Source organism: Pseudoalteromonas sp. SMS1 (assembly GCF_021530565.1).
GTDB lineage: Bacteria > Pseudomonadota > Gammaproteobacteria > Enterobacterales > Alteromonadaceae > Pseudoalteromonas.
Genome location: NZ_JAKGBI010000014.1, coordinates 108,950 through 134,465 on the forward strand (window position 1 = coordinate 108,950; position 25,516 = coordinate 134,465).

Here is a 25,516-nt window from a genome sequence, read left to right on the forward strand (position 1 = left end):
TGGATGGATTACAATGGACACCCAAATGTAGTCACTCTATACGCTTATGACCTCTAACTTTGTAACACGCTTCCAGGCTCTGGACCAATTACTCAATGAAACACGTCAGTATTGGCAGCTCTTGGCATTTGATCACCTGTGTACGCCATGGCCAGAATTAGACGCTTATCTAACCGGGTTGAGTGATTTAAACTTAAGTGCATTAGATATGGATCAAAGTGCGTTACAGCATGCACTTGCAAACTATATCCCACAGCTTAACGAAATTTCGGCCTTGATTGCGGTAGACACCGTGGGATCCAGACGGCCAACACTCCCATTTTGGTTGAGTAATGGCATTAAAGGGCGTAAGGTCAATCAGCTGCAAGATTTTGTTGGGGCTTTAAATGAGCAACACCTTCCGGTGTTGGAATGGTGTGCTGGCAAGGGACATTTAGGTCGTATCTTGGCTTTTACGGGTGTACCCCATGTAGATAGTGTCGAGTTACAAGCGCATTTGTGTACGCAAGGGGCGCACAGTGCTCAGCAGCAAGGGTTGGCGATGACCTTTCACTGTGCAGACGTCTTACAAGATCCAGTGGCGCACTACTTTAAACCACAACAGCATGCGGTGGCCTTACATGCATGTGGTCAATTGCATCAAAACTTTATGACTGAAGCGGCCAAAGCTGGTTGTGAAAAAATTAGTTTATCGCCTTGCTGCTATCACTTATTTACCCCTGCGCAATATGCGCCAATGAGTGAAGTGGCAAAGCGAAGTCAAATAACGTTGACGCACAATGATATGAAGCTGGCACTTCAGGAAACGGTCACGGCACCATCGAGAGTGGCTAAAGTACGTAAAAAGGAAGTGTTATGGCGCTTAGCATTCGATGCGATAAGACGTGACGTGACAGGCAGTGATAAATACATCAGTGTACCGTCCGTGAATAAGGCAATATTCTCTGGTGAATTTAAAGCGTTTTGTGCTTGGGCAGCTGAGCAAAAAGGGGTGAGATTACCGGCATATATTGATTACGCGGCTTATTTAGAAGCCGCGCGTCAAAGGCAGCAAATAACCGAACGTATCGAGCTTGTACGCCATGCGTTTAGGCGTGCAATAGAAATGTGGCTAGTGTTAGACAGAGCGTTGTATTTACAGGAGTTTGGATACGAAGTGGCGCTCACGCAGTTTTGTGAAAAGTCTCTAACACCCAGGAACTTATTGATCCAAGCTGCAAAACAGAAACACAGTGTGGGAGAGGAAAATGTGTCAACAGGAGAAGAGTCATCTAGCGCATCTGCTGAATAATAATCGACAATGGGCGAGTCGCACACAAGCGCGTGATCCTGAGTTCTTTAAAACTCTATCGATGCAGCAAAACCCGGACTATCTATGGATTGGGTGTTCTGACTCTCGCGTACCCGCCAATGAAATCGTGGATTTAATGCCTGGTGAGCTATTTGTACATCGCAATGTGGCTAATGTGGTGGTACATACCGACCACAACTGTTTATCGGTCATGCAATATGCCGTCGAAGTGTTAAAAGTAAAGCACATCATGGTCGTTGGTCATTACGGGTGTGGCGGTGTAAAAGCCGCGCTTGATGGTGTAAAACTTGGGTTGATTGACAATTGGCTACGACATGTCGTCGATGTGAAAGAGAAGCATCAAGCGGTGTTGCGTGACATGTCAGAGTCACAGCAAAGTGATGTACTGTGTGAGCTAAATGTCATTGAGCAAGTACGCAATGTGTGTCGGACAGCGATTGTGCAAGATGCATGGGCGCGCGGGCAAACACTTCAGGTGCATGGTTGGGTATATGGGTTGGCAGATGGGCTACTACATGAACTCATTCATGCTGTCGGGTGTGAAGAGTCTGTCATTTCGAAATATGAGCAGGCGATGGTGTCTCTGCTGACACGAAGTCAAGGCTTGTCTAAATAACCATGTTTCGCCAAGAGCAAGCAACGAGCGTGTTTGTGTCGCTTGCTCATTGGGCTGGTTTATACTCATTAGTCAGCGTTATTTTGCTGCGCTAATTTCGCCTCTAAATCCGCCACTTTAGCTTCAAGTTCAGTTAATTTTTCACGTGTTCTTATCAAGACTTTACTCTGAATATCAAACTCTTCGCGACTGACAAAATCCATTTCAGTTAGTTTTGCCTGAATGGCTTGCTTGGTTCTTGTTTCAAACGTTTCTGCTAAATTGCGTACACCTTGCGGCATATTGCTTGAGATTTGCTTTGCAATCTCTTCGATTTTTGCAGGGTTAATCATGAGTGGACCTCGTAGCTGGTTGATTGTTTGTATCTTACCGCAAAGTCATTGACCATTAAACGCCTTTTAAAGAACTGTATTGGCATCTTGATTAAGGTCATACGGTAAAGGGTATAAATTGGTATTACAGGTTTTATACGATAAACTAAGCGGCTTAGTTGGTCAGTGTGTACACCTTTTATGAAACTTAATCCCAAGCAAGATGAAGCCGTTAAATATATCAGTGGTCCTTGCCTCGTTTTAGCAGGCGCAGGTTCAGGTAAAACCCGTGTAATTACAAACAAGATTGCCTATCTTGTGCAGCAATGTGAGTACAAAGCACGTAATATTGCAGCGGTGACCTTTACAAACAAAGCTGCCAAAGAAATGCGAGAGCGTGTTGCTCAAACGCTTGGCAAGCAAGATGCAAAGGGGTTATGGATTTCGACATTCCATACATTAGGATTACAAATCATAAAAAAAGAGGTGAAAACACTGGGGTTCAAGCCAGGCTTTTCCTTGTTTGATGATCAGGATACTGGGCAATTATTAGCTGAGCTGACAGAGAAAGAGCTCGAAAAGGATAAAGATTTACTGAATTTGTTGAAAATGCAAATTGGTAACTGGAAGAATGACCTGATCTTGCCCGAGCGCGCAATTCAAGAAGCCCGTGAACCACAAAAAGCACTTTTTGCACAACTATATGCCCGCTATCAAACTCAATTACGTGCATATAATGCGTTGGATTTTGACGACTTAATTATGATCCCAACGCTGCTGTTAGGTAGCTCAGCTGAAGTGAGGGGGCGTTGGCAAGATCAATTTCGGTATTTGCTGGTAGACGAATATCAGGATACCAACACCAGTCAGTACCAGTTGGTTAAGTTATTGGTGGGTGAGCGCGCTCGTTTTACCGTGGTAGGGGATGATGATCAGTCTATCTATTCTTGGCGGGGGGCGAAGCCTCAAAACCTTGTATTACTGAGCAAAGACTTTCCTGGACTTCGATTAATCAAATTAGAGCAAAACTATCGAAGTGCAGGGCGTATTTTGAAATCTGCCAATATTTTGATTGCCAATAATCCCCATGAATTTGATAAAAAATTATTCAGTGAATTAGGCTATGGTGATCCGTTGAGAGTCATTGCAACGCGAGATGAAGAGCATGAAGCTGAGCGTGTGGTCGCAGAGATCATTTCGCACAAGTTCATGAAGCGCACGAGTTATAAAGATTATGCAATCTTATACCGGGGTAATCACCAAGCCCGGGTGTTTGAGAAAGCACTTATGGCTAACCGCATCCCTTACAAAATAAGTGGCGGCATGTCGTTTTTTGCGCGCAGTGAGATTAAAGACATCATGGCCTACTTAAGGCTGTTGGTTAACCAAGATGATGACAACGCCTTTATTCGCATTGTGAATACGCCGAGGCGTGAAATTGGTCCTGTGACATTAGAAAAAGTAGGTAGCCTCGCGAATGATAAACACATTAGTTTGTTTGAGGCCTGTTTTGATCCAGAGCTGACACAACGTCTAACAGGCAAAGGGTTTAATGCGTTAGGTGGATTTGCGCGTTGGGTTGTTGAACTGAGTGACCGTGCTATACGTGGAGACACGCTAGAAGCAGTGAAAGATATGATCAGAGAGATCAACTACGAAACGTACCTCTATGAATCTTCGACCAGTGCGAAAGCTGCTGAAATGAGAATGAAAAATGTCTCCGAATTATATCGTTGGATCAGTGATATGTTGACTGGTGACGCAGATAACCCTCCTATGACCTTGGCTGAAGTGGTCACCAAGTTAACACTCAGAGACATGATGGAGCGCAACGAAGAAGAAGATGAAAGCGATGCAGTGCAGCTCCTGACATTGCATGCTTCAAAAGGCTTGGAGTACCCTCATGTGTTTATGGTTGGCATGGAAGAGGGACTATTGCCGCATCAAACGAGCATTGATGAAGACAACGTAGAAGAAGAGCGTCGCCTGGCATATGTTGGTATCACACGAGCACAGCAGACTCTGACTTTGACGTATGCGAAAAGTCGCCGTCAATTTGGTGAACAGATCACGCCTGAATTGAGTCGGTTTGTGCAAGAGTTACCGCAAGATGATCTGGAATTTGAAGGGAAGAAAGCCGTTGTTTCGCAATCAGAACGCATGGAAAAAGGGCAAGCGAGAGTCGCAAACTTGCGTGCGATGTTAAAACGTTAGCGTTTCTTTTTCATCGACCTTGTTGTCATTTTTAAATGCGCCTTTGAGGGTTTGCTGCTTACCAAAAAATAGCTGCAACCCATGTTTTTCAAGTAAACTTCTGAAGTTAAGGATGGCAGGCCCTTTAGCGATGACCTGAATGGCTTTTAATTGGGTGATCGCTAAAATCCCTTGTAACTGAATATCATAACTGTTTTGTTGCAGCACGCGCTTGCTGAATACTGAGCTAAGCAGCACGTACTTAAAGTCGATACTACTTAAAAAAGCCAAATCACAGCGGTCTTTTGCAAAATCGTTGAGGCCTATGCTCACTCCCATCTGGGTCAATTCTTTTAAATTTTCTATTTGCACACTGGATGCATAACGCACCTCATTTTCGTCAAACACTAGGCATAACCGCGAACTAATTTGGCTGAGCTGTTGTTTCAACAAATGAAAAGCAGAAGTTTCAAGAATGATGGTTGAGCAAGCAAATAGGACATCTTGGTGATAATTGACCGCAATGTCTTGGGCTTTGCGTAACAGGTCTAACTCTATATCAAGGTGCTCATCTTGGGCTGCGGCAAATTTTTTCAAAATATCAAAACTCGTACTACCGAGTACCGGATGTTCGCCAAATGCTTCGAGTGTAATGATCTGTTGAGATTGGTTGCCAAAATCAACTATTTCTGTGCTTCTAAAGTGTGTCGGTAAAGCGGTCAGATGGTGGCGCTCAGTCGGCTTATTGGTGGTGCTGGTGGAGGCTGTAAGCAGTGGGTGATAGAACTCGTAACGTCCACGTCCGGCATTTTTTGCGTAGTACATTGCCGCATCGGCATCACGAATGATTTCATCGGTATTTTTATAGTTTTTATTGCTGTAAGTAATCCCTATGCTGGCACCGCTTTGCATACAGACACCTTTCATGCAAAATGGTTGTTGCATGACCCTGATCAAGCGTTTAGCAACGTCTTCTGCTTGTTGCTTGTCCGTGAGATGATCAAGCAAGATCACAAACTCATCCCCAGCCAAACGAGCAAGCAAGTCATGCTCGCGAATACATTCTGAGAACGCTTTGCTTACCCAGATCAAAAACTGGTCGCCCGCTTGATGCCCTAATTCATCATTGATGATTTTGAATTTGTCGAGGTCGATAAACAATACGGCAAAATTATGCTCTGGATAGCGTTGGTATTTTTGTAACGTTTTTTCGAGCTGCGTCAAAAACAAACTGCGGTTTGGCAAGCTGGTGAGCGGATCGTGGTGTGCATCATGATACAATTGCTGCTCGATTTTTTTCCGCTCTTCTATTTGCATTTGTAAATGCAAATTGGTTTGCCTAAGCGCCTTGGTTTTTTCTGCGACACGGTGTTCGAGCTCTTGGTTACTGGCCTTTAATGCTTGATTGGCAAGATGGGTTTGTAACACCGAGGCAATTTGATTTGATACAAATGAAATCAGCTCGACATCTTCATGGTTATACTCGTACTCATGATTGTAAGCTTGGCAAGCGATTAACCCAATGACGCCTTGCGCTGTTTTTAAGGGAGCACCTAACCAACTGGTTGCGGTTTCTAAATCATCATAGTCTGGTGGCCTTTTGACCACGCCGCCTTCAATTAGCACACCTGCTCTTTTTGTGTCTATCAGCTGACTCCGCTCCGTAGTGATGACCAGTTCACTGTAGCCTTTTGCAAAGGGCCTTGGTCGATACTCGGTTACTTCATCGACACAATAGGGGAAGCTTAACCAATTTGAACTTTTATCATGCAATGCGATATACAAGTTATTGGCAAAGGTAATAGAGCGAATAATTTTATGAACTTGCTTGTAGACGTCATCTATATCACTGAATTGGGTTGCCAATTCTGAAATTTTGAAAAGAATTTGCTGGCGCTCTAGCGCCCGTTTGCGTTGCTCAATTTCTTTATTGAGCGCATCATTACTCTGCATCAGAGCACGAGTTCGAATTTTGACTTCAGATTCTAGTAATTCACGCTTTTTAACACGTTCGATTGCTGTTGCTAGATAGAGTGACATCACTTCTAGCAATTCAATTTGGTGTTCACTGTAGGCTTGTTCTGCTTGATAACTTTGTGACACCATGACTCCAATTATATTGGAGTCTCTGAAAATAGGCACGCCTACCCAGTGCTCAGCTGGACTGCCGAGCGCCTTAAATTTTTCTTCTTCAATCATTTGTTGCATCTGTTTTTTAGTCAGATACAACACTTTTTTATTGTCAAAAACGTAGCCCGTCACCCCCTGATCGAAGTGATGTGATTCATGCAAAGGCACCGAAATACCGTCCTTTTCATCCACAAAATAGGACAATTCTAGGGCTTGGGTGAATTGGTTTTGTAACACCACATAAAAGCTTTTGCTAGGCAAATATTGTTCTAAAATACTATGGATCGCAGGGTATAGGAGGGTGAGCTCAGCAACTGTACTGGCCTGTTCTGAGAGCTGGATCAGGGCATGTTGCAAGTGATAGTTTTGTTTGTATTTTTTCAACAAGGACTCTAAGCGACGATTCTTACGAGTTAACTTGCGAATTGCAACGTTGTTTTGATCTTCCAATGATTAAACCAGAGGCTATTATTGTTTATTTATTAAACTTTATATTTTCATTTTTGACATGGAGGGTCAAGTGTAAAATATTAATAAAGTTTCGCGCCCAATATTCTGCCTGATTTGAAATAAATAAGCGAGCACTCGTCTCGCTTATTGATACAAAATTTATTTAATCATAAACTCAATTGCCGCAGCAATTTCTTCATCACTACAGTCCATACACGTGCCTTTTGGAGGCATTGCATTAAACCCTTTGATCGCGTGATCAAGTAGTACATCTGAGCCTTTAGAAAGTCGTGCAGCCCAATCATCCGCTGTTTTTGGCGCGCCTAACGCCCCCGTGCCATGACATGCAAAACAAGAAGCTTGATACACCTGTTCACCCGAGCGAGGCCCCGTTGGCGCTGCAATTGCCGTGTCTTGTGCGCCTGCTAAATACACCGAACCAATCGGCTCCAAGCGCTTTTTAATGGCTTCTTCGGTTAGAGAATTATCATACGGCTGTGCGACGGTGGCCGTGGATAGCAATAAGAGTGCTGCTGACAGTTTCTTCATTTACCTTGCTCACTTCAAATTTAATGTCTTCGATCACGAAGCACGACGGATGACGGTTCCAAATTGAGTATAACGTCACCATCTAATTTATCAAAAATAGAAGCTTGATCTTAAGCGTATAAAAAACAACTTTTATTGCGTTAGGGCAAAGATTTGGCATTTTATGCTTAAAATCAAGCAAATTTTTAATGGCAGTTAGCTGATAAATTTATGGAGGTGCGCAATGGCCTTTTCGATACCTGTGGATGCTTCGCTAATGCTCGTCGCTAACATGTAAGCCGGTGTACTGATGACTTTTTGTTGTTCGTCTACAACAATGTCGTTTACTTCACAGTTAACATGCTCCGCGCCAAGTGCCGTAACTGCAGCGGCTGTGTCTGGATCTGTCCCGATCGTTGCCAATGTGCCTTGCGCGTGAATGTGACCAATGAGGGCGGGCGCGATACATAAGTAAACAATCGGCTTTTTCTGAGTGTTGAATTGCTGACAGGTCGTTTTTAATGCGTCTAATACTTGAGAGTCTGCACCTTTGAAAGCAAAATCAGATAAGTTTTTAGCGACACCAAATCCACCCGGAATTACTAAAGCTGCGAATTCCTCGGGGTTTAAAAGTGCTAAGTCTTGAATGTCACCTCGAGCGATCCTCGCGGCTTCAGTTAATACATTGCGTGTTTGTGTTTGTTCTTCGCCAGTTAAATGATTGATGACATGGTGCTGGTCAATATTGGGGGCAAAGCATTTATAGGTGATGCCATGGCTTTCTAAATGCAGCATAGTGAGTACGGATTCGTGGATTTCAGCGCCATCAAAAACGCCACAGCCACTAAAAATGATCGCAACTTGTTTCATGTTTTATCTCCTGAGGCACATTATGCCTGCTATATTCAATGTGAGAATGTTGAGTGTGAAAAAAAATATAAAGGATCTGCTTTGATCTTTGATCGTTTGTGTTAGTATACGCCTCCGCCTGAAAAAAACAGGTTGTTTTATCGCCACTAAATTTGCGATGAAAATACATTAGGAATGACATTTCCACAAATGTCCAATTAAAAATAAAAAATATTTGTCTTTTATTTTTTATTATTTATCAATAGGTTGCTGTAATACGTTAGGGGCTTGGCATTTCTTGCTCACGGTACCCTTATGTTTATCTACAATGTTATCCACAGCTTTTCCTCGATAAGTAACGTTGCACTCCCCTCGTTTTATGCTAATCCTTGTGGCATTCTTAGCGAGTTTTTAAATATATCTAATTAGGATCCCAAATATTATGCCTCAGATCCCAGAAAATCCCTTAATTTTGGTGGATGGTTCTTCCTATTTGTTCCGCGCATACCATGCGCCACCGCATTTAACTAATTCACAAGGTGAGGCTACAGGTGCCATTTATGGTGTGATTAACATGCTAAAAAGCTTGTTAAAGCAATATGATCCGAGTCACATGGTGGTCGTTTTCGATGCCAAAGGGCCAACTTTCAGAAATGATATGTATTCTGAATATAAAGCCAATCGACCCCCAATGCCGGATGATTTACGTACACAAATTGAGCCGATCCATAACATTATTAAGGCAATGGGATTACCCCTAGTGAGCATCAGTGGTGTTGAAGCTGATGATGTGATTGGTACGTTTTCGCGTATTGCCACAGAGCAAAAACGTCATGTCTTGATCAGCACGGGTGATAAAGATATGGCGCAGTTGGTCAATGAGCATGTCACACTGATTAACACCATGACAAATACCGTACTTGACCCGCAAGGTGTGGTGGATAAGTTTGGTATTGGGCCAGAACTCATTATTGATTTTCTTGCCCTAATGGGTGATAAGGTGGATAACATTCCTGGCGTACCGGGGGTGGGTGAAAAAACAGCATTGGCCATGCTGCAAGGTCTAGGTTCCATTGAGTCACTGTATGCAAACTTAGAGGATATCGCGCCGCTTGGGTTTAGAGGCTCAAAAACGATGGCGAAAAAGCTTGAAGAGCACAAATCGCAGCTGGATCTTTCTTATGAGTTAGCGACCATCAAGCTAGATTGTGAGGTAGAGCAAGACCTTGATACTTTTAAGATCCAACCAATGAACAAAGATCGTCTGGTTGAATTGTACGGGCAGTGTGAATTCAAGCGTTGGTTGGCTGAGCTCTTAGATGGTAAGGCAACCAGTACAGACAAAGCGAGTGCAGATGAGCACAGTAGTGTGCCCGTCGAGGTTAAAGGGAACTACGAGACCATACTGACAGAAGCACAGCTGAACGTGTGGATTGAGAAGCTCAAATCTGCAGACGTGATTGCATTTGACACTGAAACAACCAGCTTAGATTACATGCAGGCCGACTTAGTCGGGATGAGCTTTGCCGTCGAAGCGGGGGAAGCTGCATATTTGCCACTGGCACATGATTATGTCGGTGCACCAGAGCAGCTTGATAAAGCGTTGGTTTTTGCGCATATAAAACCTATTCTTGAAGATGAAGCTGTAAAAAAAGTCGGCCAAAATCTCAAATATGACAAAAGCGTGCTAGCGCGTGCGGGTATTACGTTAAACGGTATTGCATTTGATACCATGCTCGAGTCCTATGTGTTTAATAGTGTTGGCACCCGTCATGATATGGACTCGCTTGCACTGAAATACCTTGGTCACAAAGCGATTAGTTTTGAAGACATTGCGGGTAAAGGCAAAAAGCAGCTGACTTTCAATCAAATTGAATTAGACAAAGCGGCGCCGTATGCCGCTGAAGATGCAGACATTACTTTGCGACTTCATCAGCATTTGTGGCCATTACTTGAGAAAGAACCTACTTTGTTAAACGTGTTTAACGACATCGAGCTGCCATTGGTCAATGTCTTATCTGCGATTGAACGTACAGGGGTAAAGATTGATAGTGCGATGCTTGGTGAGCAAAGCCTTGAAATTGAAAAGCGATTGGCGGAATTAGAACAAGCCGCATTTGAGCTGGCGGGTGAAGAGTTTAATCTGAGTTCAACAAAGCAGTTGCAAGCGATTCTGTTTGATAAGTTGGGTCTCCCCGTTTTGAAAAAGACGCCAAAAGGCGCGCCTTCAACGGCCGAAGAGGTACTGCAAGAACTTGCACATGACTACCCGCTACCTAAACTGATCATTGAACACCGCGGCTTGGCAAAGTTGAAATCAACGTACACAGATAAATTACCAAAATTGGTGAATGAAACAACTCAGCGAGTGCACACGTCGTATCATCAAGCAGTAACGGCGACGGGGCGTTTGAGCTCGAGCGATCCAAACCTGCAGAATATTCCAATTCGTAATGAATCCGGGCGTCGTATTCGCCAAGCATTTGTGGCAGACACTGATCATGTGATCTTAGCGGCGGACTATAGTCAAATTGAACTACGTATCATGGCTCACCTTTCTCAAGATAAAGGTTTATTGAGTGCATTTGCCGAGGGTAAAGATGTACACAGTGCAACTGCATCCGAGGTCTTTTCGGTACCACTAGATGAAGTCACATCTGACATGCGTCGCAAAGCAAAAGCGGTTAACTTTGGATTGATCTATGGGATGAGTGCATTTGGCTTGTCGCGTCAACTTGATATCCCGAGAAATGAAGCTCAGCATTATATGGATAAGTACTTTGAACGTTTTCCTGGTGTATTAGAGTATATGGAAAGCACACGCGAAAAAGCTGCTGATCAGGGGTACGTTGAAACCCTATTCGGACGACGCCTATATCTTCCTGACATTAAAGCGCGCAATGGCGCACGTCGTAAAGCTGCTGAACGTGCTGCGATTAACGCGCCTATGCAGGGGACTGCAGCGGATATCATCAAAAAGGCCATGATCAAGGTACACCAATGGCTGGTGCAACAGAGCACTGATGATGTGAAGCTGCTCATGCAAGTGCACGATGAACTGGTCTTTGAAGTGAAGGCCGACAAAGCGTCTGAATTCAGTGAGCACATTTGTAGACTAATGAGCGAAGCCGCTGAACTTGATGTCCCATTGCTTGTTGAAGCTGATTTTGGTGAAAACTGGGAACAAGCTCACTAACACGCCTCTTTGGCCAGAAAAGCATGGCGGACCCATGCTTTTCTTCCAAGATTAATAATCCCTTCTCTGGCCCTATTTACCTCACTCACTGTAAATTTAGAGTAAAAATATTAATTTTTTTGTGTATTAAATATCAAATTGGCGCATTATTTGCTTTGCGCTGTTTATTTCTAGATGGCTATTTGATAAAGTTCGCGCCGTCCTCATCCTGTAGGACATCCTGTTGATGATGTATCTCTCGTAAGAGGATACTGTGTATTGATAGCTTCTCCCCAGATTGCTATAACGGCTCGTAAATGGTTTATACGAGCCGATTTTTCTTTCCTTGTCTATTTGATCAATGAATATCCTTTTTCCCAAGTGGGTGAGCACATCGGCTGACTTTATCGAACGTTATTTGTTAAGATGACATAAACGTTTTAAAAGGAATACGTCATGCTTAAGCCCTTACTGATAGGCACTCTATGTTTTACATCACAGCTTGTTTCAGCTTGGCAACTGGATAATAACCAAAGCGATTTGAGTTTTACTTCCGTGAAGCTAAATAGCATTGCCGAAAATCATCATTTCAAGCAGTTGTCTGGTCACATTTCTGCTGCTGGGCAACTCCAGATCGAATTGGATTTAGTGAGTATTGAGTCACTTATTCCTATCAGAAATGAACGCATGAAGAAAATGCTGTTCAATGTAGAGAAATTTCCAATGGCGACGATTACGGCCGACTTAAAACCGTGGTTAGGGCAATTGAAAGATGGGATTCAAATTGTCAAAGCACTGCCCGTCACACTAAACCTACACGGTAAAAGTGTTGTGCTAAATTTAGATGTCGTCGTAAACAAAGCTGGCAAAGTACTACAGGTCACACCGCAGCGTGCAGTGTTAATCAACAGTAGAGACTTTGGCTTACAAGATGGTATTGAGTCTCTGAGAAAAATTGCTGGACTAGATAGTATCTCGCACAGTGTGCCTGTCACTTTCAATCTGATTTTCAATGACCAATAGATTAGATTTACTGATACAACAGTACCTCACTCACCATGCCCCAACGGAGTGTTGGCAGGCAGGTGAATGTGGTGTGGGCAACTTTCATATTGACAGCAGCGGGCGCTGGTTTCATCAAGGTGATGAGATCAAGCGGTTGCCACTGGCGCGTCTGTTTGCCAGTGTATTGAGTTATGATGGTGAGCGGCATTGGCTCAAAACCCCCGCAGAGACCTGTGCTGTCTCAGTAGAAGCAACCCCCATGGTGATAACGGCATGGCATATGTGCCCAAATGCGGCGCAATATGGGTTTGAGAAAGTGATTATTTGTGAGGATAACTTAGGTCGATTGTGGCCAGTATGCGCGCAGTTTTCGTTGTATATAGACGATTACAAAGGGCAACAAGTACCTCACCTGAAACTAAACTACGGATTGTGCGCGCGTATTGCACGCAATGTGTTGTATCAGTGGGTAGAAATAGCAGAGTACAGAGACAGTGATGACATGATGTTGCTACACTCTGCGGGTGACGAGTTTAAACTTGCCTAGTCTTGCTCTGGCTCAGCTTCTTGTTTAATAAAGGGGCCTAAAAACCAGTCATCTAACTGCCATGCTAATTCTTTCAAACCCAGTCCTTTCAAAGACGAAAATGCGTGAACTGTGATGTCACCGTCAAGTTCAGACAACGCTTTTCGAACTTGTAAAACTTCAGCTTTACGTTTGCCTTGTTTCAATTTATCCGCTTTAGTTAGTAACGCTAACACTGGAATGTCACTGCCTACCGCCCAATTAATCAGATCCATATCGAGATCTTTCAGTGGATGGCGGATATCCATAAGCACCACAATACCTTTTAAACTTTGTCGTTTTTGTAAGTATTCACCCAATGATTTTTGCCACTTTTTCTTCATTTCAATCGGCACTTTGGCAAAGCCATAACCAGGTAAGTCGATGAGTCTTTTATCTTCATCAAGTGCGAATGTATTGATTAATTGGGTACGACCAGGGGTTTTACTGGTTCGTGCAAGCTTTTGGTCAGTAAGTGCATTTAAAGCACTCGATTTGCCGGCGTTAGAGCGCCCAGCAAAAGCCACCTCGATACCACTGTCGGCGGGGAGGCGGGAAATATCTGGTGCGCTGGTAATGAAAGTCGCGCGGTTGTATGGCATACGAGATTTTAACACTCTTACTCCTAAGCGGGTTGTATGATTCCGAAATGTGATTCTTTAGTTTTATCGTATTTTATTACATCTGACACGCTTTGCAAAAGCTAAAGAAAGTCTACAAATTTTAGCGGCGTCAAAAGAATTTCTGGACTAAGTTTAATCTATGTCAAAGCCATATAAATTATAGATTTAATATGAGTAGAAAATATATCGAAGAATTTTTTATCGTGTACTATGTAAAAATTGCAGCGTAAAGCATGAGCATATTGAGCGTCACTTAATAATTTAAGTCAATATGCAAATGATGAGTATCTGCCCAGTTTTGCAAAATTTAGCGTATTTTGCTTGGGTTGAAAGTGACAGGGTCGAAACAGAGAATTTACCATGAAAAAAATAGCATTATCTTTAACTATGCTGCTAGGTACGTTGTCAATTAACAACGTTGCGGCATTCGATGGCGACGCAGAGGCTGGTAAGGCAAAAGCGGCAACTTGTGCTGCTTGTCATGGACCGAATGGCAATGCCCCTGTGACTATGTATCCAAAAATTGCTGGGCAGCATGCAGACTATATTTATAAACAACTAAAAGAATTTAAGTTGGGTATGACCTCTGGTGGTAAAGAAGGGCGGATGGAGCCTGTGATGAGTGGTATGTCTATGCCACTGTCTGATCAAGATATGAAAGACTTGGCAGCCTATTTCGCGAGTCTACCTATGAGTGCTGGCTCGACCCCAGAAGACGTGGTCACAGCGGGGCAGAAACTATATCGAGCGGGTGATGCTGAGCGTGGCATTCCTTCTTGTATGGCATGTCATGGACCTCGTGGCAACGGCACTTCGTTGGCTAAGTTTCCAAAGATCTCATTCCAGCACCCTGAGTACATCAAAGCGCAGTTAAAGAAATTCCGTGATGGCTCCCGCGAAAATGATGCAAATGGCATGATGAGGGATATCGCCACAAAGTTGACCGACAAAGATATCGACATATTATCTAAATACTTGGGTGGGTTGCACTAAAGTCGCATTCCCAAACGTACGCTTAGTCCGTACTCTAAGTGTTGAAAAAGGCAGCTAAATAGTTGCCTTTTTTTGATCGATAGGGTGTGAGATATTTCTCACTGCAAGTGTGAGATTTTTGCTAATTACCATTGTGAGCATTAACGTAAAATGAATTTTATTTGATTTGTAAGTTTATGTATTTATTTGTGTTTTGTTTTTTTCTCTGTTGCTGAAGTAATAATTTTGTTATTGATTAGTTGTAACTGTTTAAAATCAGCGTAGATTAATCCCTGTCGTCAAGACAACACAAAAACAGGGACAATTCGTAGGAAGCGGAGACGACAAGATTTAGGTGTTCATTTGGATACCACATTAAATGGAAGCATAAGAAAGCGTTAGGAAGACCGACAATAAAAAAAGCAATGGAAGTTTGATAACAAAAACAATATGGAAAGACTCACGGAAGTATAATAAAAAACAAAATGGAAGATAAATAAGAAGAATAATAAAGACTAAAAAGTCGAAGGGAGAAGTGTCCGAATTGTGACGCTCAGATTAGCAGGCGGTAGAGAGCAATCTCTGCCGTCTTTTTATTTGTACACTTTTTAATTGCTGGTACAATACCCCCTTTTCAGCACATTTGGTTCATCATCTTTGCAAAATCCTCAAACACTTCAGTGCGGCCTCTGTGGTGGAGAACAGTTAGAACATTACCATCAAGACAAATTTCGCGATTACTGGCAGTGCCAGTGTTGCAAGTTGGTAAGTGTGGCTAAATGGCAAAGGCTATCTCCACAAGCAGAAAAAGCAATTTATGACAGTCATGAGAATGATCTGAAAGATCAGGGTTACAGGCGCTTTTTGTCTCGCGTTTTTGAGCCTGTTTGCGCACGCTTAAGTGGCGAAAGCACAGGATTAGACTTTGGTTGCGGTCCAGGTCCATTGCTTGCAAAAATGTTTTCAGAGATTGGGCATACGATGGCGGTTTATGATCTATATTATGCCAACGACACTTCGGTGTTTGAGCGAACTTATGATTTCATAACATGTACAGAAGTAATTGAACATTTGGCACAGCCAGGAGAAGTATTGGCGCAATTAATGACGCTATTAAAGCCTGGTGCACCGTTGGCAATGATGACTAAGCTGGTAATTGATCAAACGCGTTTTGCGTCTTGGCATTATAAAAATGACCAAACCCATATTTCATTTTTTAGTCGCGAAACGTTCGAATATATAGCAGAGCAATTGAATGCCGATATTGAGTTTATTGGAAATGATGTGATCATTTTAATTAAACGTTGATTCGGTAAAGTGAGTGGTAGAGAAACATGACGAGAAAGAAGAAATCACGCAAACTTGGCGAAAATGGTACACCTCGATTAAGTAAAGATAAATTGAGAGAATTGCGCGCAATAAAAGAGCAGCGCGTGAAAAAGAAAAAGGGCAACAAAGCTGGTACCCGAAACGCTCAAGAAGCCAAAGTAGAGACTGCGTCTCAATCTGGTAAGCAGGCAGATCCTCGCGCTGGTAGCAAGAAGAAAATTGCGCTTGTGCCAGAGCACACTGCACAGCCTAAAGCGCCACAAATGACTCGCCATTTGAAACCTCAGGCAAGTTTAACAAAAGCCCACGAGCCTGAATTATCGCTAGAAGAAGAGTTACAGCAACTTGAAAATGACGAACGTCTGATGAAGTTACTCGAATTGCATGAACGGGGTGAGTTACTGACTGGTAAGGACGCGAAATTCTTCAATCGCTCGATTGCACGTCATCAGGAGCTATGTGAATTACTGGGTATCGATGATGAATTTGAAGAAGAAGACATGGTTGAGGCTGATCCATTAGCTGATTTTGTCAGTAATGATTTAGCTGACGAATGGCTAAGTGATGATGAGGATGACAGATGAGTACATTCTGGGTCATTGCGCTGATCTTGGGCGCACTGATAGTGGCTGGTTTGGCTTTTTATGCTGGCAAGTTGCTATGGCAACTGAAGGTACAAAAGGAAACCATTGCTAAACTGAAGGCTGAGCAGGCAGAAAAGCTTGAAAAGTCCAGACAAGAGCGAAATGGAAAGTTGGCGGACAGCATCAATTTGATAGCAAAAGCAATGAAACAAAAGCAATGTGAATACTCAGAGGGGTGTTTACGTGTGTGGGTATTAATTTCACAATATAGCTTTGATGAAGAATTGGCGCTTGAAACGACATACCCAGGTGTGTTTGAGATGTATGATGAAGTCAAAGAAATGCCAACGCATGAGGCGCGTAAAAAGTATTCAAAAAAAGAAATCTTTAAAATGGATACGAAAAGGTGGCGTGCTGAAGAGCGTTTAGAGGCGCAAATTCTGAAAGATTGTGACAAATTATTGAAAGAATTTAAAGCGTTGCCTGGCAGTGAGAATGTTGTATTTCAATAACGTATCGTCTGTTTATTGATGGAGGGGCAATGTATTTCTGCCCCTTTTCAGTTTTTATTGAGTCCTACACGTCACCGGACCTTTTGAAAATTCCTCAAGTAAAGGTCGCACCGCGCCAGCAGCGATATAGGCTGTTTTATTGGCGTCAAGACATTGAGCTAATGAGAGGTTTTTGATATTTTTTTTCTTCATTGTTAGTGTCATGTTTGTCCTTAAAAGTGATAGATTGTTTCACCATTTACTTTACCCATGCACGGCGCTTTTTGCCATCCCTGATCTGTAAGCATATATTGCCAGCGGACAGTGCACTGACAAGTCACCCTCTTGTAAGGGGGAATGTCGGCCTGTGTTCTAAATGTGGTAGTATGTCGCGCCACACGATACGTAGCATGCTGGGCTTAGCCAGATAAGTATGTGTGAAGATTTTTTTGGTTTTTTGCTGTGGTAGTAAAGATGGCAAGTTGTAATCGTTTTGAGGTGAAGCCTGAATGTTATTAATGATCGATAATTACGATTCTTTCACGTTTAACCTCGTTCAATATTTTCAAAAGCTCGATCAAGAAGTGCTGGTTAAGCGCAATGATGAAATAAGCCTCGCGCAAATTAAGCAGCTAAATCCTCGACATATTGTCATTTCTCCGGGTCCATGCAGCCCCAATGAGGCTGGCATATCTTTGCAAGTAGTGGAACAATTGCAAGGGCGTTTTCCAATCTTGGGCGTATGTCTTGGGCATCAAACGATTGCGCAGGTATTGGGCGCGAAAGTGGGAAAAGCCAAGCAGGTTATGCATGGTAAAGTGTCAAAACTACACCATAACAACCAGGGCGTATTTAAAGGGTTGCCCAGTAGTTTTAATGTGTGCCGATATCACTCTTTAGCAGTCGATGTTGAGACTTTGCCCCCTGAGTTGCTACTCACTGCCTGGACGCAAGCTGCCTCGGGGGAGCTAGATGAAGTGATGGGTTTATGTCATACTGAGCGTGCGTTAGAGGGGGTACAGTTCCACCCAGAAGCCATCTTAACAGAGTATGGGTTAAGACTACTTGATAACTTTATTGCTCGCTTCTAACCTTTAAAGAGCAAATTCTAATATACCAAAAAAGACTATAATTGATGACACAAGACATTAGGCAGTCACATATTGCACAGGCAATTGCACAGCGTGCACATGACGTTCTAATTAGCCACAACTTTGCACAGCAACAAATAGGTTATATCCATACCTTCGATATGAACTTTGGGGAATCGGTTCCTCAAAGAACGATGCTCGAAGTTGAGTTAGCCGCTGCTGCAAAACGACAGGAAAAAAGCACCAGTCATCACAAGTATATCGCTAAGGCTAGCAACCATTTGCACCAAGTGATCGAATCTGGAATTGAAATGCAGTTGAGCGATCTGGATTCGATTTATTCCGAAGTGGTGGGTGTACAAGATGCCGTTCCAACCATTTTAGATATTCTCGCTGTAAAATCGGCGTCGGTCAGTCGCTTAGAGCCCCTAGTTAATGATCTCTCTTGGTTAGGGCGTGATTTAGTGTCGCTGGTAAACCTACCTCAATACCGTAAGGTGAATAGTAAAGGGACGTCTGTAAAAGTGGACACACCCGCACTTGCACTGCGCTATTTAGGGCTTGAGAATTTACAAATGGTCATTCCTACTTTTGCAGTGCGTCATTGGATGCCACATTCAACAGAGCCGTTCCCGCTTTTGAAAAGAAAGTTGCGCGATGTCAGTATGGCATCGGCTATTGCCGCAAAAGCACTTGCACCATTGTACGAAGTCAAAGAGCAACATGCCTTCACGCTCGGTATGTTGGTTGAGCTTGGTAAGATTGCGCTGACTCGTTTGTATTTACGCACCTTTGATAAGGTGTGGCAGGGAAAAATTAAAATAGCGCGAGACAAAAACCAAAAGGATTTACACACTGCGCTGTTAGAGTTAGGGCCGGATCCGCTTTTCTTACGTAACTTGTTAGTAGAGCATGCGCCAACGGTATCGCAGCGGTTGGTAGAACAAATGGCATTCAAGTATTTACCATTTAATGCAGCTGTAACAGAAATTGCGCAAAGTTATTTGCCGAACATGAATAAAAATCCAGATGACTTATTACCGCTAACGCAGGTTATTAAAAAAGCATATGGTTATGCGCAATATCAATTACTAAAAGACAGTCATTTGATCGAAGACGAAGAAGCCAAATATTGGTTTGCACACTTGAGATTGAGTAATCAAGAGCAAGAATTATTGTCAAAAACTTCGTTACAGAGCCTTCAATTGACGATTTTGTAAAAAAACTGGAAATTTTTTCTCGCTTATTCATTCATTCGCCCCTTTGGCTGGGATCGACTAAAATCCTTGTATGCTGGGGGCGTATCCAATCTAGTCGCTAATAGTTATTCACTGTTCTTGAAAATTTATACTAAAGCCTTGAATATCAAGGGGTGTAGAAGCGTTTTCTATGAGACATAGAGACAATTTTTTGGAATAATGTGCGTATGAAATTTGCACCGATTTGGGTAATTTCGGATCTTTTACATGACGGTTGAAGGTAATTGTTGTTCATTCCGAGCGCCCAATTTTCAGTGCTGAACTCGCTAAAATGAGGATTTAAAATGACTATTAATCGTGAATTATTCGATCAAGTAATGGTACCTAACTATTCACCTTCTGCTGTTATTCCTGTGAAAGGTGAAGGCTCACGTGTTTGGGATCAAGAAGGTCGTGAATACATCGATTTTGCAGGTGGTATCGCTGTAAACTGTTTGGGTCATTGTCACCCTGCACTCGTATCTGCTTTAAAAGAGCAAGGCGAAAAAATCTGGCACTTATCTAACGTCATGACCAATGAACCAGCACTTCGATTGGCTAAAAAGCTCACTGATGCAACGTTTGCTGACAAAGTCTACTTTGCTAATTCTGGTGCAGAAGCGAATGAAGCGGCATTGAAGCTTGCACGTCGTTGGGCGCTGGATAAATTCGGTGCTGAAAAATCTCAAATTATCGCGTTCAATAAAGGCTTCCACGGTCGTACATTCTTTACCGTAACGGTAGGCGGTCAAGCTGCTTATTCGGATGGTTTCGGTCCAAAGCCAGGCGATATTGTGCACTGTGACTACAATGATCTGGCAGCATTTGAAGCGCTTATTTCTGACAGCACATGTGCGGTAATGATGGAGCCTCTTCAAGGTGAAGGTGGTATCGTTTCTCCTGAAGCGGATTTTGTGAAAGGCGTTCGTGAACTGTGTGACAAGCACAATGCACTTCTGATTTTTGATGAAGTTCAAACAGGTGTTGGTCGTACTGGTGAGCTTTACGCATATCAAGGTCTAGACGTGACGCCAGACATTCTGACGACGGCAAAAGCGTTGGGTGGCGGTTTCCCTATCGGTGGTATGATCACAACAGCTGAAATTGCACAGCACTTAAAGATTGGTACGCACGGTTCAACATATGGTGGTAACCCATTAGCATGTGCGGTTGCAGAAGCTGCATTCGATACAGTTAATACGCCAGATGTACTATCAGGTGTTAAACAGAAAGAAGCACTATTTCGTGAACTATTAACCGCGATCAATGACAAGTACAACGTATTTTCAGAGATCCGTGGTAAAGGTTTACTATTAGGTGGTGTGGTAACTGAGAAATATGCGGGTAAAGCCAAAGAATTCTTAGTTGAAGGTGTTAAAGAAGGTGTTATGTCACTGGTTGCCGGTGCAAACGTCGTGCGTTTCACACCATCGTTGGTGATTCCTGAAGCGGACATCCGCGAAGGTTTGGCACGCTTTGAAAAAGCAGTTGCGCGCGTTGTTGAAAACAACGCTTAAGTTATAACACTCACCTGAGTGTGATAACCAATGCGGTGCTCTTGTTATTGAGCACCGTCTGTCTAAAGGTTTATTGAGGAGTAAGCGGGCTCATGATGATCCTTCGCCCAATCCAAAAAAGCGATTATCCAGCGCTTTTGAACATTGCCCAAGAGTCGGGGCATGGTTTTACTTCATTACCTCTGAATGAAGAGTTGTTACAAAACAAGATTGAACGTTCGATGACGTCTTTTGGTAAAGAGACGGATGTCCCATTCGATGAAGGGTATCTGTTTGTACTTGAAGATACAGAAACGGGAGAAGTTGTTGGTACCAGTGCAATTGAAGCGGCAGTGGGACTAGACGATGCGTTTTACCACTATCATTTGAGTAAAGTTATCCATTCATCTCGTACTCTGAATGTTTATAAAGCAGTGGATATTCTTACATTATGCAATGACTACACAGGTGCAACTGAGCTGTGTACGTTGTTCTTAAAAGATAAATACCGCAAAGGCTTTAATGGTAAGTTGTTGTCTAAATCTCGTTTTATGTTCATTAATCAACATAAAACACGCTTTGCTGAAACGGTGATAGCCGAAATGCGCGGTGTGTCTGATGAAAATGGCCGCAGCCCATTTTGGAAATGGTTAGAAGAGCACTTTTTCTCGATGGATTTTCCGACAGCTGACTACCTAACGGGTATTGGCCAAAAGGTATTTATCGCAGAGTTGATGCCTAAATACCCAATTTATGTGAACTTGTTAAGTGAAGAAGCGCAGGCTGTTGTCGGTGAAGTACATGACAATACACGTCCAGCGATTGAATTGTTGAAAAGTGAAGGCTTTACTTTCAACGGGTATGTGGACATTTTTGATGCTGGCCCAACAGTGGAAGCGAAAGTGGACAATATCCGCACAATCCGTGCAACACAGTACTTCAAAGTACGCATTGGTGAAGCGGTAACGACGACAAGTGGTTCGCCAGTCCTTATTGCAAATGATAAACTAGCAGGCTATCGTGCGACAGCAATTGAGCTAGATATGCCACAAGGCGAAGAAATCGTTTTATCAGCTGAACTTGCAAGCGCGCTTCAAGTAATTGATGGCGACACAGTTAGTATCGCAACTCTTTAATTGGGAAAGAATTATGACAACACATGCAGCACAATTTATCAATGGTAAATGGTTAGCTGGTGAAGGTGCAGAATTTGCGTCTGTAAACCCAGCAAATAACGAACAGATTTGGGCGGCAAATGCTGCAACTGCAACGCAAGTAGACAGTGCAGTTAAGTCTGCGCGCGAAGCATACTACCTGTGGAGCGACTTGTCGTTTGAAGGGCGTCTTGACGTAGTAAAGCGCTTTGCAGAAGTGCTAAAAGAGCATGCTGAAGAGCTGGCGATCGCGATCGCGAAAGAAACGGGTAAACCACTTTGGGAAACGCGCACTGAAGCGGGCGCAATGGTTGGAAAAATTGCCATTTCTGAAAAAGCTTACCATGAGCGCACAGGTGTGGTTGAAAATGCAATGCCAGTTGGTCGCGCAGTGATCCGCCATAAAGCGCACGGTGTTGTGGCTGTATTCGGCCCATATAACTTCCCTGGTCACCTACCAAATGGGCACATCGTTCCGGCATTATTAGCAGGTAACACCGTTGTATTTAAGCCGTCTGAAATGACACCTTATGTTGCTGAGCTGACGCTAAAATTGTGGGAAAAAGCAGGTTTGCCAGCAGGCGTCATCAACCTGGTTCAAGGTGAAGTAGAGACCGGTAAAGCGCTGGCTTCACACAAGGGCATCGATGGCTTGTTCTTTACAGGATCTTCTCGTACAGGCCATTTCCTACATGAGCAGTTCGCTGGTCAGCCAGGCAAGATTTTAGCATTAGAAATGGGTGGAAATAACCCGCTAATCGTTAAAGACGTAACGGACACAAAAGCGGTTGTACACGACATCATCCAATCTGCGTTTATTTCAAGTGGTCAGCGCTGTACATGTGCGCGTAAATTATTTTTACCACAGGGCGAGCAGGGTGATGCAATCCTCGCGCAGTTACTACGTGCGACGAAAGCTATCAAGATTGGTAACTATGACGATGCTGATCAGCCATTCATGGGCTCTATGATTTCTGAAGCGGCTGCGGCAGGTATGGTTGCTGCACAGCAACAGTTAATTGAGTTGGGCGGCGAAAGCTTGCTAGCACTTACGCATACTCAGGGAACTGGGTTTGTAACGCCAGGTATCATTGAGTGCACCAATGTGACTGATTTCCCTGACGATGAACACTTTGGGCCTTTATTGAAAGTGTTCCGCTACACAGACTTTGATGCGGCGATTGAGCTTGCAAATGACACAAGCTTTGGTTTGTCTGCAGGCCTATTGAGCGACAACGAAGCGGATTACGACCACTTCTTACGTCGTATTCGTGCAGGGATTGTTAACTGGAACCGTCCAATCACGGGGGCATCAAGTGCTGCACCATTTGGTGGCATTGGTGCATCAGGTAACCACCGTGCGAGTGCTTACTATGCAGCAGATTATTGCGCATACCCTGTGGCATCTGTTGAACTTGAAAAAGTTACATTACCAGGAAGCTTGAGTCCGGGCCTATCATTGGATTAAAATTACCCCCAATGGGTAATTTATAATAACGCGTGACGCAATATTACTTTGCACTGAAATTATCTCACGCTTTATTCTTAAAAAGCAGCATTCGCTGCTTTTTTTATTTTTCAGAAGCGCTGAAAAGTAGCAATCAGATCAAGTTTCTGCTTAAATCAATAGGAGATGTCGTTGGTAAACTCAGGTGGGCAATATATGGTTTTAGATAAACAAGGATATGATGAGTTAGTCATGTACCTGACACAAAATTTAGCCTTGTTTGAAAAGCCGGGTGTAGTAAAGCCTAATGCACCTAAGGTTGTTGAATTAATTGAGGATGTGATTGCAGAGCACGTGATTCGTTTGTGTGAGCAACACAAAGGACTGTCGACTGAGCAACGCAGCTTGATTGTTAGAGAAGTCGATGGCATTGTTTATGACCTGCAGGAAGTGTTATCTAGTGTTGTTGACCAGCGCGTTACGGAAGAGCAGCAAGAGTTTATCGAAGAGTTCGCTGGATTAGTTAAAAACTTATTTGACTCAGCGATCCAGTGATCTGAGATATAGATTTAAGAATGCTAACACCGCCTTCTGGCGGTGTTGTTCGTTTTAAGAAGGTAAAGTATGCAAGCAAGTGTAAAATGGGTAGAGGGTGATACGTTTTTAGGGCTTTCTAATTCTGGTCATAATGTGGTGTTTGATGCTGGTGCCGAAAGTGCAGCGCCAAGCCCGATGGAAATGGTACTGATGTCAGCGGGCGCATGTGCCTCTGTAGATGTGGTAAGCATCTTAAAAAAAGCCAAGCAGGTTGTACACAACGTAGAAGTGAAACTGGCGGCAGAGCGCGCAGAATCAGCGCCTAGAGTATTTACAAAAATCAATCTACACTTTGTAGTTACCGGAGACAATGTGTCTGAAAAGCACCTTGCTCGTGCTGTAAACCTATCTGCGGAAAAGTACTGCTCAGTGGCCTTAATGCTTGAAAAGGCAGTGGAAATCACACATACCCACGAAGTTGTACAAAGTGAAGAAAAATAACGCTTTTTCAGCGCCTATTTTTCGTATAAAATCCGCGAACTTTTAGTTCTGCAGCGCAGATTTTCTTGTTTTAAGGTGGGTCTATCGTGAACAAGCCCTTTAATAAAATTAAACTCCATGGCTTTAACAACTTAACAAAGAGTTTAAGCTTTAGTATCTACGATATTTGCTACGCCAAAACTGAGCAACAGCGAAAAGAGTACATTGAATACATTGATGAGCAGTACAGTGCGGATCGTCTAACCGATATTTTAAAAGAGGTTGTCGACATCATTGGTGCCAATGTATTAAATATCGCGCGTCAGGATTATGACCCTCAGGGCGCAAGCGTAACGATTTTGGTTTCAGAAGAGCCAGTTGAAGGCACGGTGCCACATAGCCAAGAAACACCTGGCCCATTACCAGACTCCGTGGTTGCGCATTTAGACAAGAGCCATATTTGTGTGCATACGTATCCTGAAGCGCATCCTCATGATGGTATTTGTACTTTCCGTGCCGATATTGAAGTATCTACCTGTGGGATTATTTCTCCACTTAAGGCGTTGAACTTCTTGATACACTCTTTAGAGTCCGATGTGGTGACAATCGATTATCGTGTGCGCGGTTTTACACGTGACGTAAATGGGGTCAAGCATTATATCGATCATCCCATTCACTCTATTCAAAACTTTATGACGGACGACACAAAAGACGCCTATCAAATGGTTGATGTGAATGTGTATCAAGAAAACCTGTTTCACACTAAAATGATGTTGAAAGAAACGGATTTAAACACGTATCTATTCGGTATCACCACAGATGAGTTGACAGACGAAGAAGAAGAAGAGATCCGCAATAAATTGAACCGCGAAATCCAAGAAGTCTTCTATGGTAGAAACTTACCCGATCCGGAATAAAGCCAGATAAAAAACGGCGCCTT

General features: G+C 43.2%; 23 protein-coding genes. 18 read left to right on the forward strand and 5 right to left on the reverse strand.

Annotation, left to right across the window (positions count from 1 at the left end; genetic code table 11):
- Positions 1 to 46: 46 nt before the first annotated feature.
- Positions 47 to 1,291, forward strand: a complete 1,245-nt coding sequence (locus L1286_RS15540; protein ID WP_235407966.1) for a methyltransferase — start codon at positions 47 to 49, stop codon at positions 1,289 to 1,291.
- Positions 1,248 to 1,928, forward strand: a complete 681-nt coding sequence (gene can / locus L1286_RS15545; RefSeq protein WP_235407967.1) for a carbonate dehydratase — start codon at positions 1,248 to 1,250, stop codon at positions 1,926 to 1,928. Before L1286_RS15540 ends, can begins: the two co-directional genes overlap by 44 nt.
- A gap of 68 nt (positions 1,929 to 1,996) precedes the next feature.
- On the opposite strand, the gene ubiK is transcribed toward can, so the two are convergent.
- Positions 1,997 to 2,260, reverse strand: coding sequence for a ubiquinone biosynthesis accessory factor UbiK (gene ubiK / locus L1286_RS15550; protein ID WP_235407968.1), 264 nt, complete (start codon positions 2,258 to 2,260; stop codon positions 1,997 to 1,999).
- 180 nt (positions 2,261 to 2,440) lie between these two features.
- Between ubiK and rep the strand changes: the two genes are divergently transcribed.
- Positions 2,441 to 4,453: a DNA helicase Rep gene (gene rep, locus L1286_RS15555; protein WP_235407969.1), complete on the forward strand. Its 2,013-nt coding sequence runs from the start codon at positions 2,441 to 2,443 to the stop codon at positions 4,451 to 4,453.
- On the opposite strand, the gene L1286_RS15560 is transcribed toward rep, so the two are convergent.
- From L1286_RS15560 to elbB, 3 genes are all read right to left on the reverse strand, one after another.
- Positions 4,442 to 7,012 (reverse strand): sensor domain-containing diguanylate cyclase, encoded by a 2,571-nt coding sequence (locus L1286_RS15560; protein ID WP_235407970.1) that lies wholly within the window; start codon positions 7,010 to 7,012, stop codon positions 4,442 to 4,444. The genes rep and L1286_RS15560 overlap by 12 nt on opposite strands.
- Positions 7,013 to 7,171: 159 nt before the next feature.
- On the reverse strand, positions 7,172 to 7,561 hold the full coding sequence (locus L1286_RS15565; protein ID WP_235407971.1) for a c-type cytochrome: 390 nt from the start codon (positions 7,559 to 7,561) through the stop codon (positions 7,172 to 7,174).
- A gap of 195 nt (positions 7,562 to 7,756) precedes the next feature.
- Positions 7,757 to 8,410: an isoprenoid biosynthesis glyoxalase ElbB gene (elbB, locus tag L1286_RS15570; protein ID WP_235407972.1), complete on the reverse strand. Its 654-nt coding sequence runs from the start codon at positions 8,408 to 8,410 to the stop codon at positions 7,757 to 7,759.
- Positions 8,411 to 8,831: 421 nt separating this feature from the next.
- Here elbB and polA point away from each other — a divergent pair, with 421 nt between their 5' ends.
- From polA to L1286_RS15585, 3 genes are all read left to right on the forward strand, one after another.
- Positions 8,832 to 11,585: a DNA polymerase I gene (gene polA, locus L1286_RS15575; protein WP_235407973.1), complete on the forward strand. Its 2,754-nt coding sequence runs from the start codon at positions 8,832 to 8,834 to the stop codon at positions 11,583 to 11,585.
- A 435-nt stretch (positions 11,586 to 12,020) separates the two neighbouring features.
- Entirely contained in the window at positions 12,021 to 12,587 is a 567-nt protein-coding gene (locus L1286_RS15580) for a YceI family protein (RefSeq protein WP_235407974.1), read from the forward strand.
- Complete coding sequence (locus L1286_RS15585) at positions 12,577 to 13,116, forward strand: DUF1285 domain-containing protein (RefSeq protein ID WP_235407975.1); 540 nt, start codon at positions 12,577 to 12,579, stop codon at positions 13,114 to 13,116. Before L1286_RS15580 ends, L1286_RS15585 begins: the two co-directional genes overlap by 11 nt.
- Here L1286_RS15585 and yihA read toward each other — a convergent pair.
- Positions 13,113 to 13,751 carry a ribosome biogenesis GTP-binding protein YihA/YsxC gene (yihA, locus tag L1286_RS15590; protein ID WP_235407976.1) on the reverse strand — a complete coding sequence of 213 codons (639 nt, stop codon included), beginning with the start codon at positions 13,749 to 13,751 and terminating at the stop codon, positions 13,113 to 13,115. The genes L1286_RS15585 and yihA overlap by 4 nt on opposite strands.
- Before the next feature lie 366 nt (positions 13,752 to 14,117).
- On the opposite strand from yihA, the gene L1286_RS15595 reads away from it, so the two are divergent.
- The 12 genes from L1286_RS15595 to speD all read left to right on the forward strand — a co-directional run bounded on the left by L1286_RS15595 (position 14,118) and on the right by speD (position 25,493).
- Positions 14,118 to 14,750, forward strand: a complete 633-nt coding sequence (locus L1286_RS15595; protein ID WP_235407977.1) for a c-type cytochrome — start codon at positions 14,118 to 14,120, stop codon at positions 14,748 to 14,750.
- Between the two features lie 636 nt (positions 14,751 to 15,386).
- Complete coding sequence (locus tag L1286_RS15600) at positions 15,387 to 16,037, forward strand: class I SAM-dependent methyltransferase (protein WP_235407978.1); 651 nt, start codon at positions 15,387 to 15,389, stop codon at positions 16,035 to 16,037.
- Between the two features lie 26 nt (positions 16,038 to 16,063).
- Entirely contained in the window at positions 16,064 to 16,642 is a 579-nt protein-coding gene (yihI, locus tag L1286_RS15605) for a Der GTPase-activating protein YihI (RefSeq protein WP_235407979.1), read from the forward strand.
- Entirely contained in the window at positions 16,639 to 17,154 is a 516-nt protein-coding gene (locus L1286_RS15610) for a DUF2489 domain-containing protein (RefSeq protein ID WP_235407980.1), read from the forward strand. Before yihI ends, L1286_RS15610 begins: the two co-directional genes overlap by 4 nt.
- A gap of 488 nt (positions 17,155 to 17,642) precedes the next feature.
- Complete coding sequence (locus tag L1286_RS15615; RefSeq protein ID WP_235407981.1) at positions 17,643 to 18,224, forward strand: anthranilate synthase component II; 582 nt, start codon at positions 17,643 to 17,645, stop codon at positions 18,222 to 18,224.
- A 44-nt stretch (positions 18,225 to 18,268) separates the two neighbouring features.
- Entirely contained in the window at positions 18,269 to 19,444 is a 1,176-nt protein-coding gene (locus L1286_RS15620) for an HDOD domain-containing protein (RefSeq protein ID WP_235407982.1), read from the forward strand.
- 323 nt (positions 19,445 to 19,767) lie between these two features.
- Positions 19,768 to 20,979: an aspartate aminotransferase family protein gene (locus tag L1286_RS15625; protein ID WP_235407983.1), complete on the forward strand. Its 1,212-nt coding sequence runs from the start codon at positions 19,768 to 19,770 to the stop codon at positions 20,977 to 20,979.
- A 92-nt stretch (positions 20,980 to 21,071) separates the two neighbouring features.
- Entirely contained in the window at positions 21,072 to 22,094 is a 1,023-nt protein-coding gene (astA, locus tag L1286_RS15630) for an arginine N-succinyltransferase (protein ID WP_235407984.1), read from the forward strand.
- A gap of 13 nt (positions 22,095 to 22,107) precedes the next feature.
- On the forward strand, positions 22,108 to 23,580 hold the full coding sequence (astD, locus tag L1286_RS15635) for a succinylglutamate-semialdehyde dehydrogenase (RefSeq protein WP_235407985.1): 1,473 nt from the start codon (positions 22,108 to 22,110) through the stop codon (positions 23,578 to 23,580).
- Positions 23,581 to 23,775: 195 nt separating this feature from the next.
- Entirely contained in the window at positions 23,776 to 24,114 is a 339-nt protein-coding gene (locus tag L1286_RS15640) for a DUF3802 family protein (RefSeq protein WP_235407986.1), read from the forward strand.
- Between the two features lie 69 nt (positions 24,115 to 24,183).
- Entirely contained in the window at positions 24,184 to 24,597 is a 414-nt protein-coding gene (locus tag L1286_RS15645; protein ID WP_235407987.1) for an OsmC family protein, read from the forward strand.
- An 86-nt stretch (positions 24,598 to 24,683) separates the two neighbouring features.
- Complete coding sequence (gene speD, locus L1286_RS15650) at positions 24,684 to 25,493, forward strand: adenosylmethionine decarboxylase (protein WP_063356831.1); 810 nt, start codon at positions 24,684 to 24,686, stop codon at positions 25,491 to 25,493.
- Positions 25,494 to 25,516 lie beyond the last annotated feature (23 nt).

Bases quoted from the DNA above. Each gene is read 5' to 3' on its own strand.
- L1286_RS15540 (WP_235407966.1), top strand. From the start codon at position 47: ATGACCTCTAACTTTGTAACACGCTTCCAGGCTCTGGACCAATTACTC.
- can (WP_235407967.1), top strand. From the start codon at position 1,248: ATGTGTCAACAGGAGAAGAGTCATCTAGCGCATCTGCTGAATAATAAT.
- ubiK (WP_235407968.1), bottom strand. From the start codon at position 2,260: ATGATTAACCCTGCAAAAATCGAAGAGATTGCAAAGCAAATCTCAAGC.
- rep (WP_235407969.1), top strand. From the start codon at position 2,441: ATGAAACTTAATCCCAAGCAAGATGAAGCCGTTAAATATATCAGTGGT.
- L1286_RS15565 (WP_235407971.1), bottom strand. From the start codon at position 7,561: ATGAAGAAACTGTCAGCAGCACTCTTATTGCTATCCACGGCCACCGTC.
- elbB (WP_235407972.1), bottom strand. From the start codon at position 8,410: ATGAAACAAGTTGCGATCATTTTTAGTGGCTGTGGCGTTTTTGATGGC.
- polA (WP_235407973.1), top strand. From the start codon at position 8,832: ATGCCTCAGATCCCAGAAAATCCCTTAATTTTGGTGGATGGTTCTTCC.
- L1286_RS15580 (WP_235407974.1), top strand. From the start codon at position 12,021: ATGCTTAAGCCCTTACTGATAGGCACTCTATGTTTTACATCACAGCTT.
- L1286_RS15585 (WP_235407975.1), top strand. From the start codon at position 12,577: ATGACCAATAGATTAGATTTACTGATACAACAGTACCTCACTCACCAT.
- L1286_RS15595 (WP_235407977.1), top strand. From the start codon at position 14,118: ATGAAAAAAATAGCATTATCTTTAACTATGCTGCTAGGTACGTTGTCA.
- yihI (WP_235407979.1), top strand. From the start codon at position 16,064: ATGACGAGAAAGAAGAAATCACGCAAACTTGGCGAAAATGGTACACCT.
- L1286_RS15610 (WP_235407980.1), top strand. From the start codon at position 16,639: ATGAGTACATTCTGGGTCATTGCGCTGATCTTGGGCGCACTGATAGTG.
- L1286_RS15615 (WP_235407981.1), top strand. From the start codon at position 17,643: ATGTTATTAATGATCGATAATTACGATTCTTTCACGTTTAACCTCGTT.
- L1286_RS15620 (WP_235407982.1), top strand. From the start codon at position 18,269: ATGACACAAGACATTAGGCAGTCACATATTGCACAGGCAATTGCACAG.
- L1286_RS15625 (WP_235407983.1), top strand. From the start codon at position 19,768: ATGACTATTAATCGTGAATTATTCGATCAAGTAATGGTACCTAACTAT.
- astA (WP_235407984.1), top strand. From the start codon at position 21,072: ATGATGATCCTTCGCCCAATCCAAAAAAGCGATTATCCAGCGCTTTTG.
- astD (WP_235407985.1), top strand. From the start codon at position 22,108: ATGACAACACATGCAGCACAATTTATCAATGGTAAATGGTTAGCTGGT.
- L1286_RS15640 (WP_235407986.1), top strand. From the start codon at position 23,776: ATGGTTTTAGATAAACAAGGATATGATGAGTTAGTCATGTACCTGACA.
- L1286_RS15645 (WP_235407987.1), top strand. From the start codon at position 24,184: ATGCAAGCAAGTGTAAAATGGGTAGAGGGTGATACGTTTTTAGGGCTT.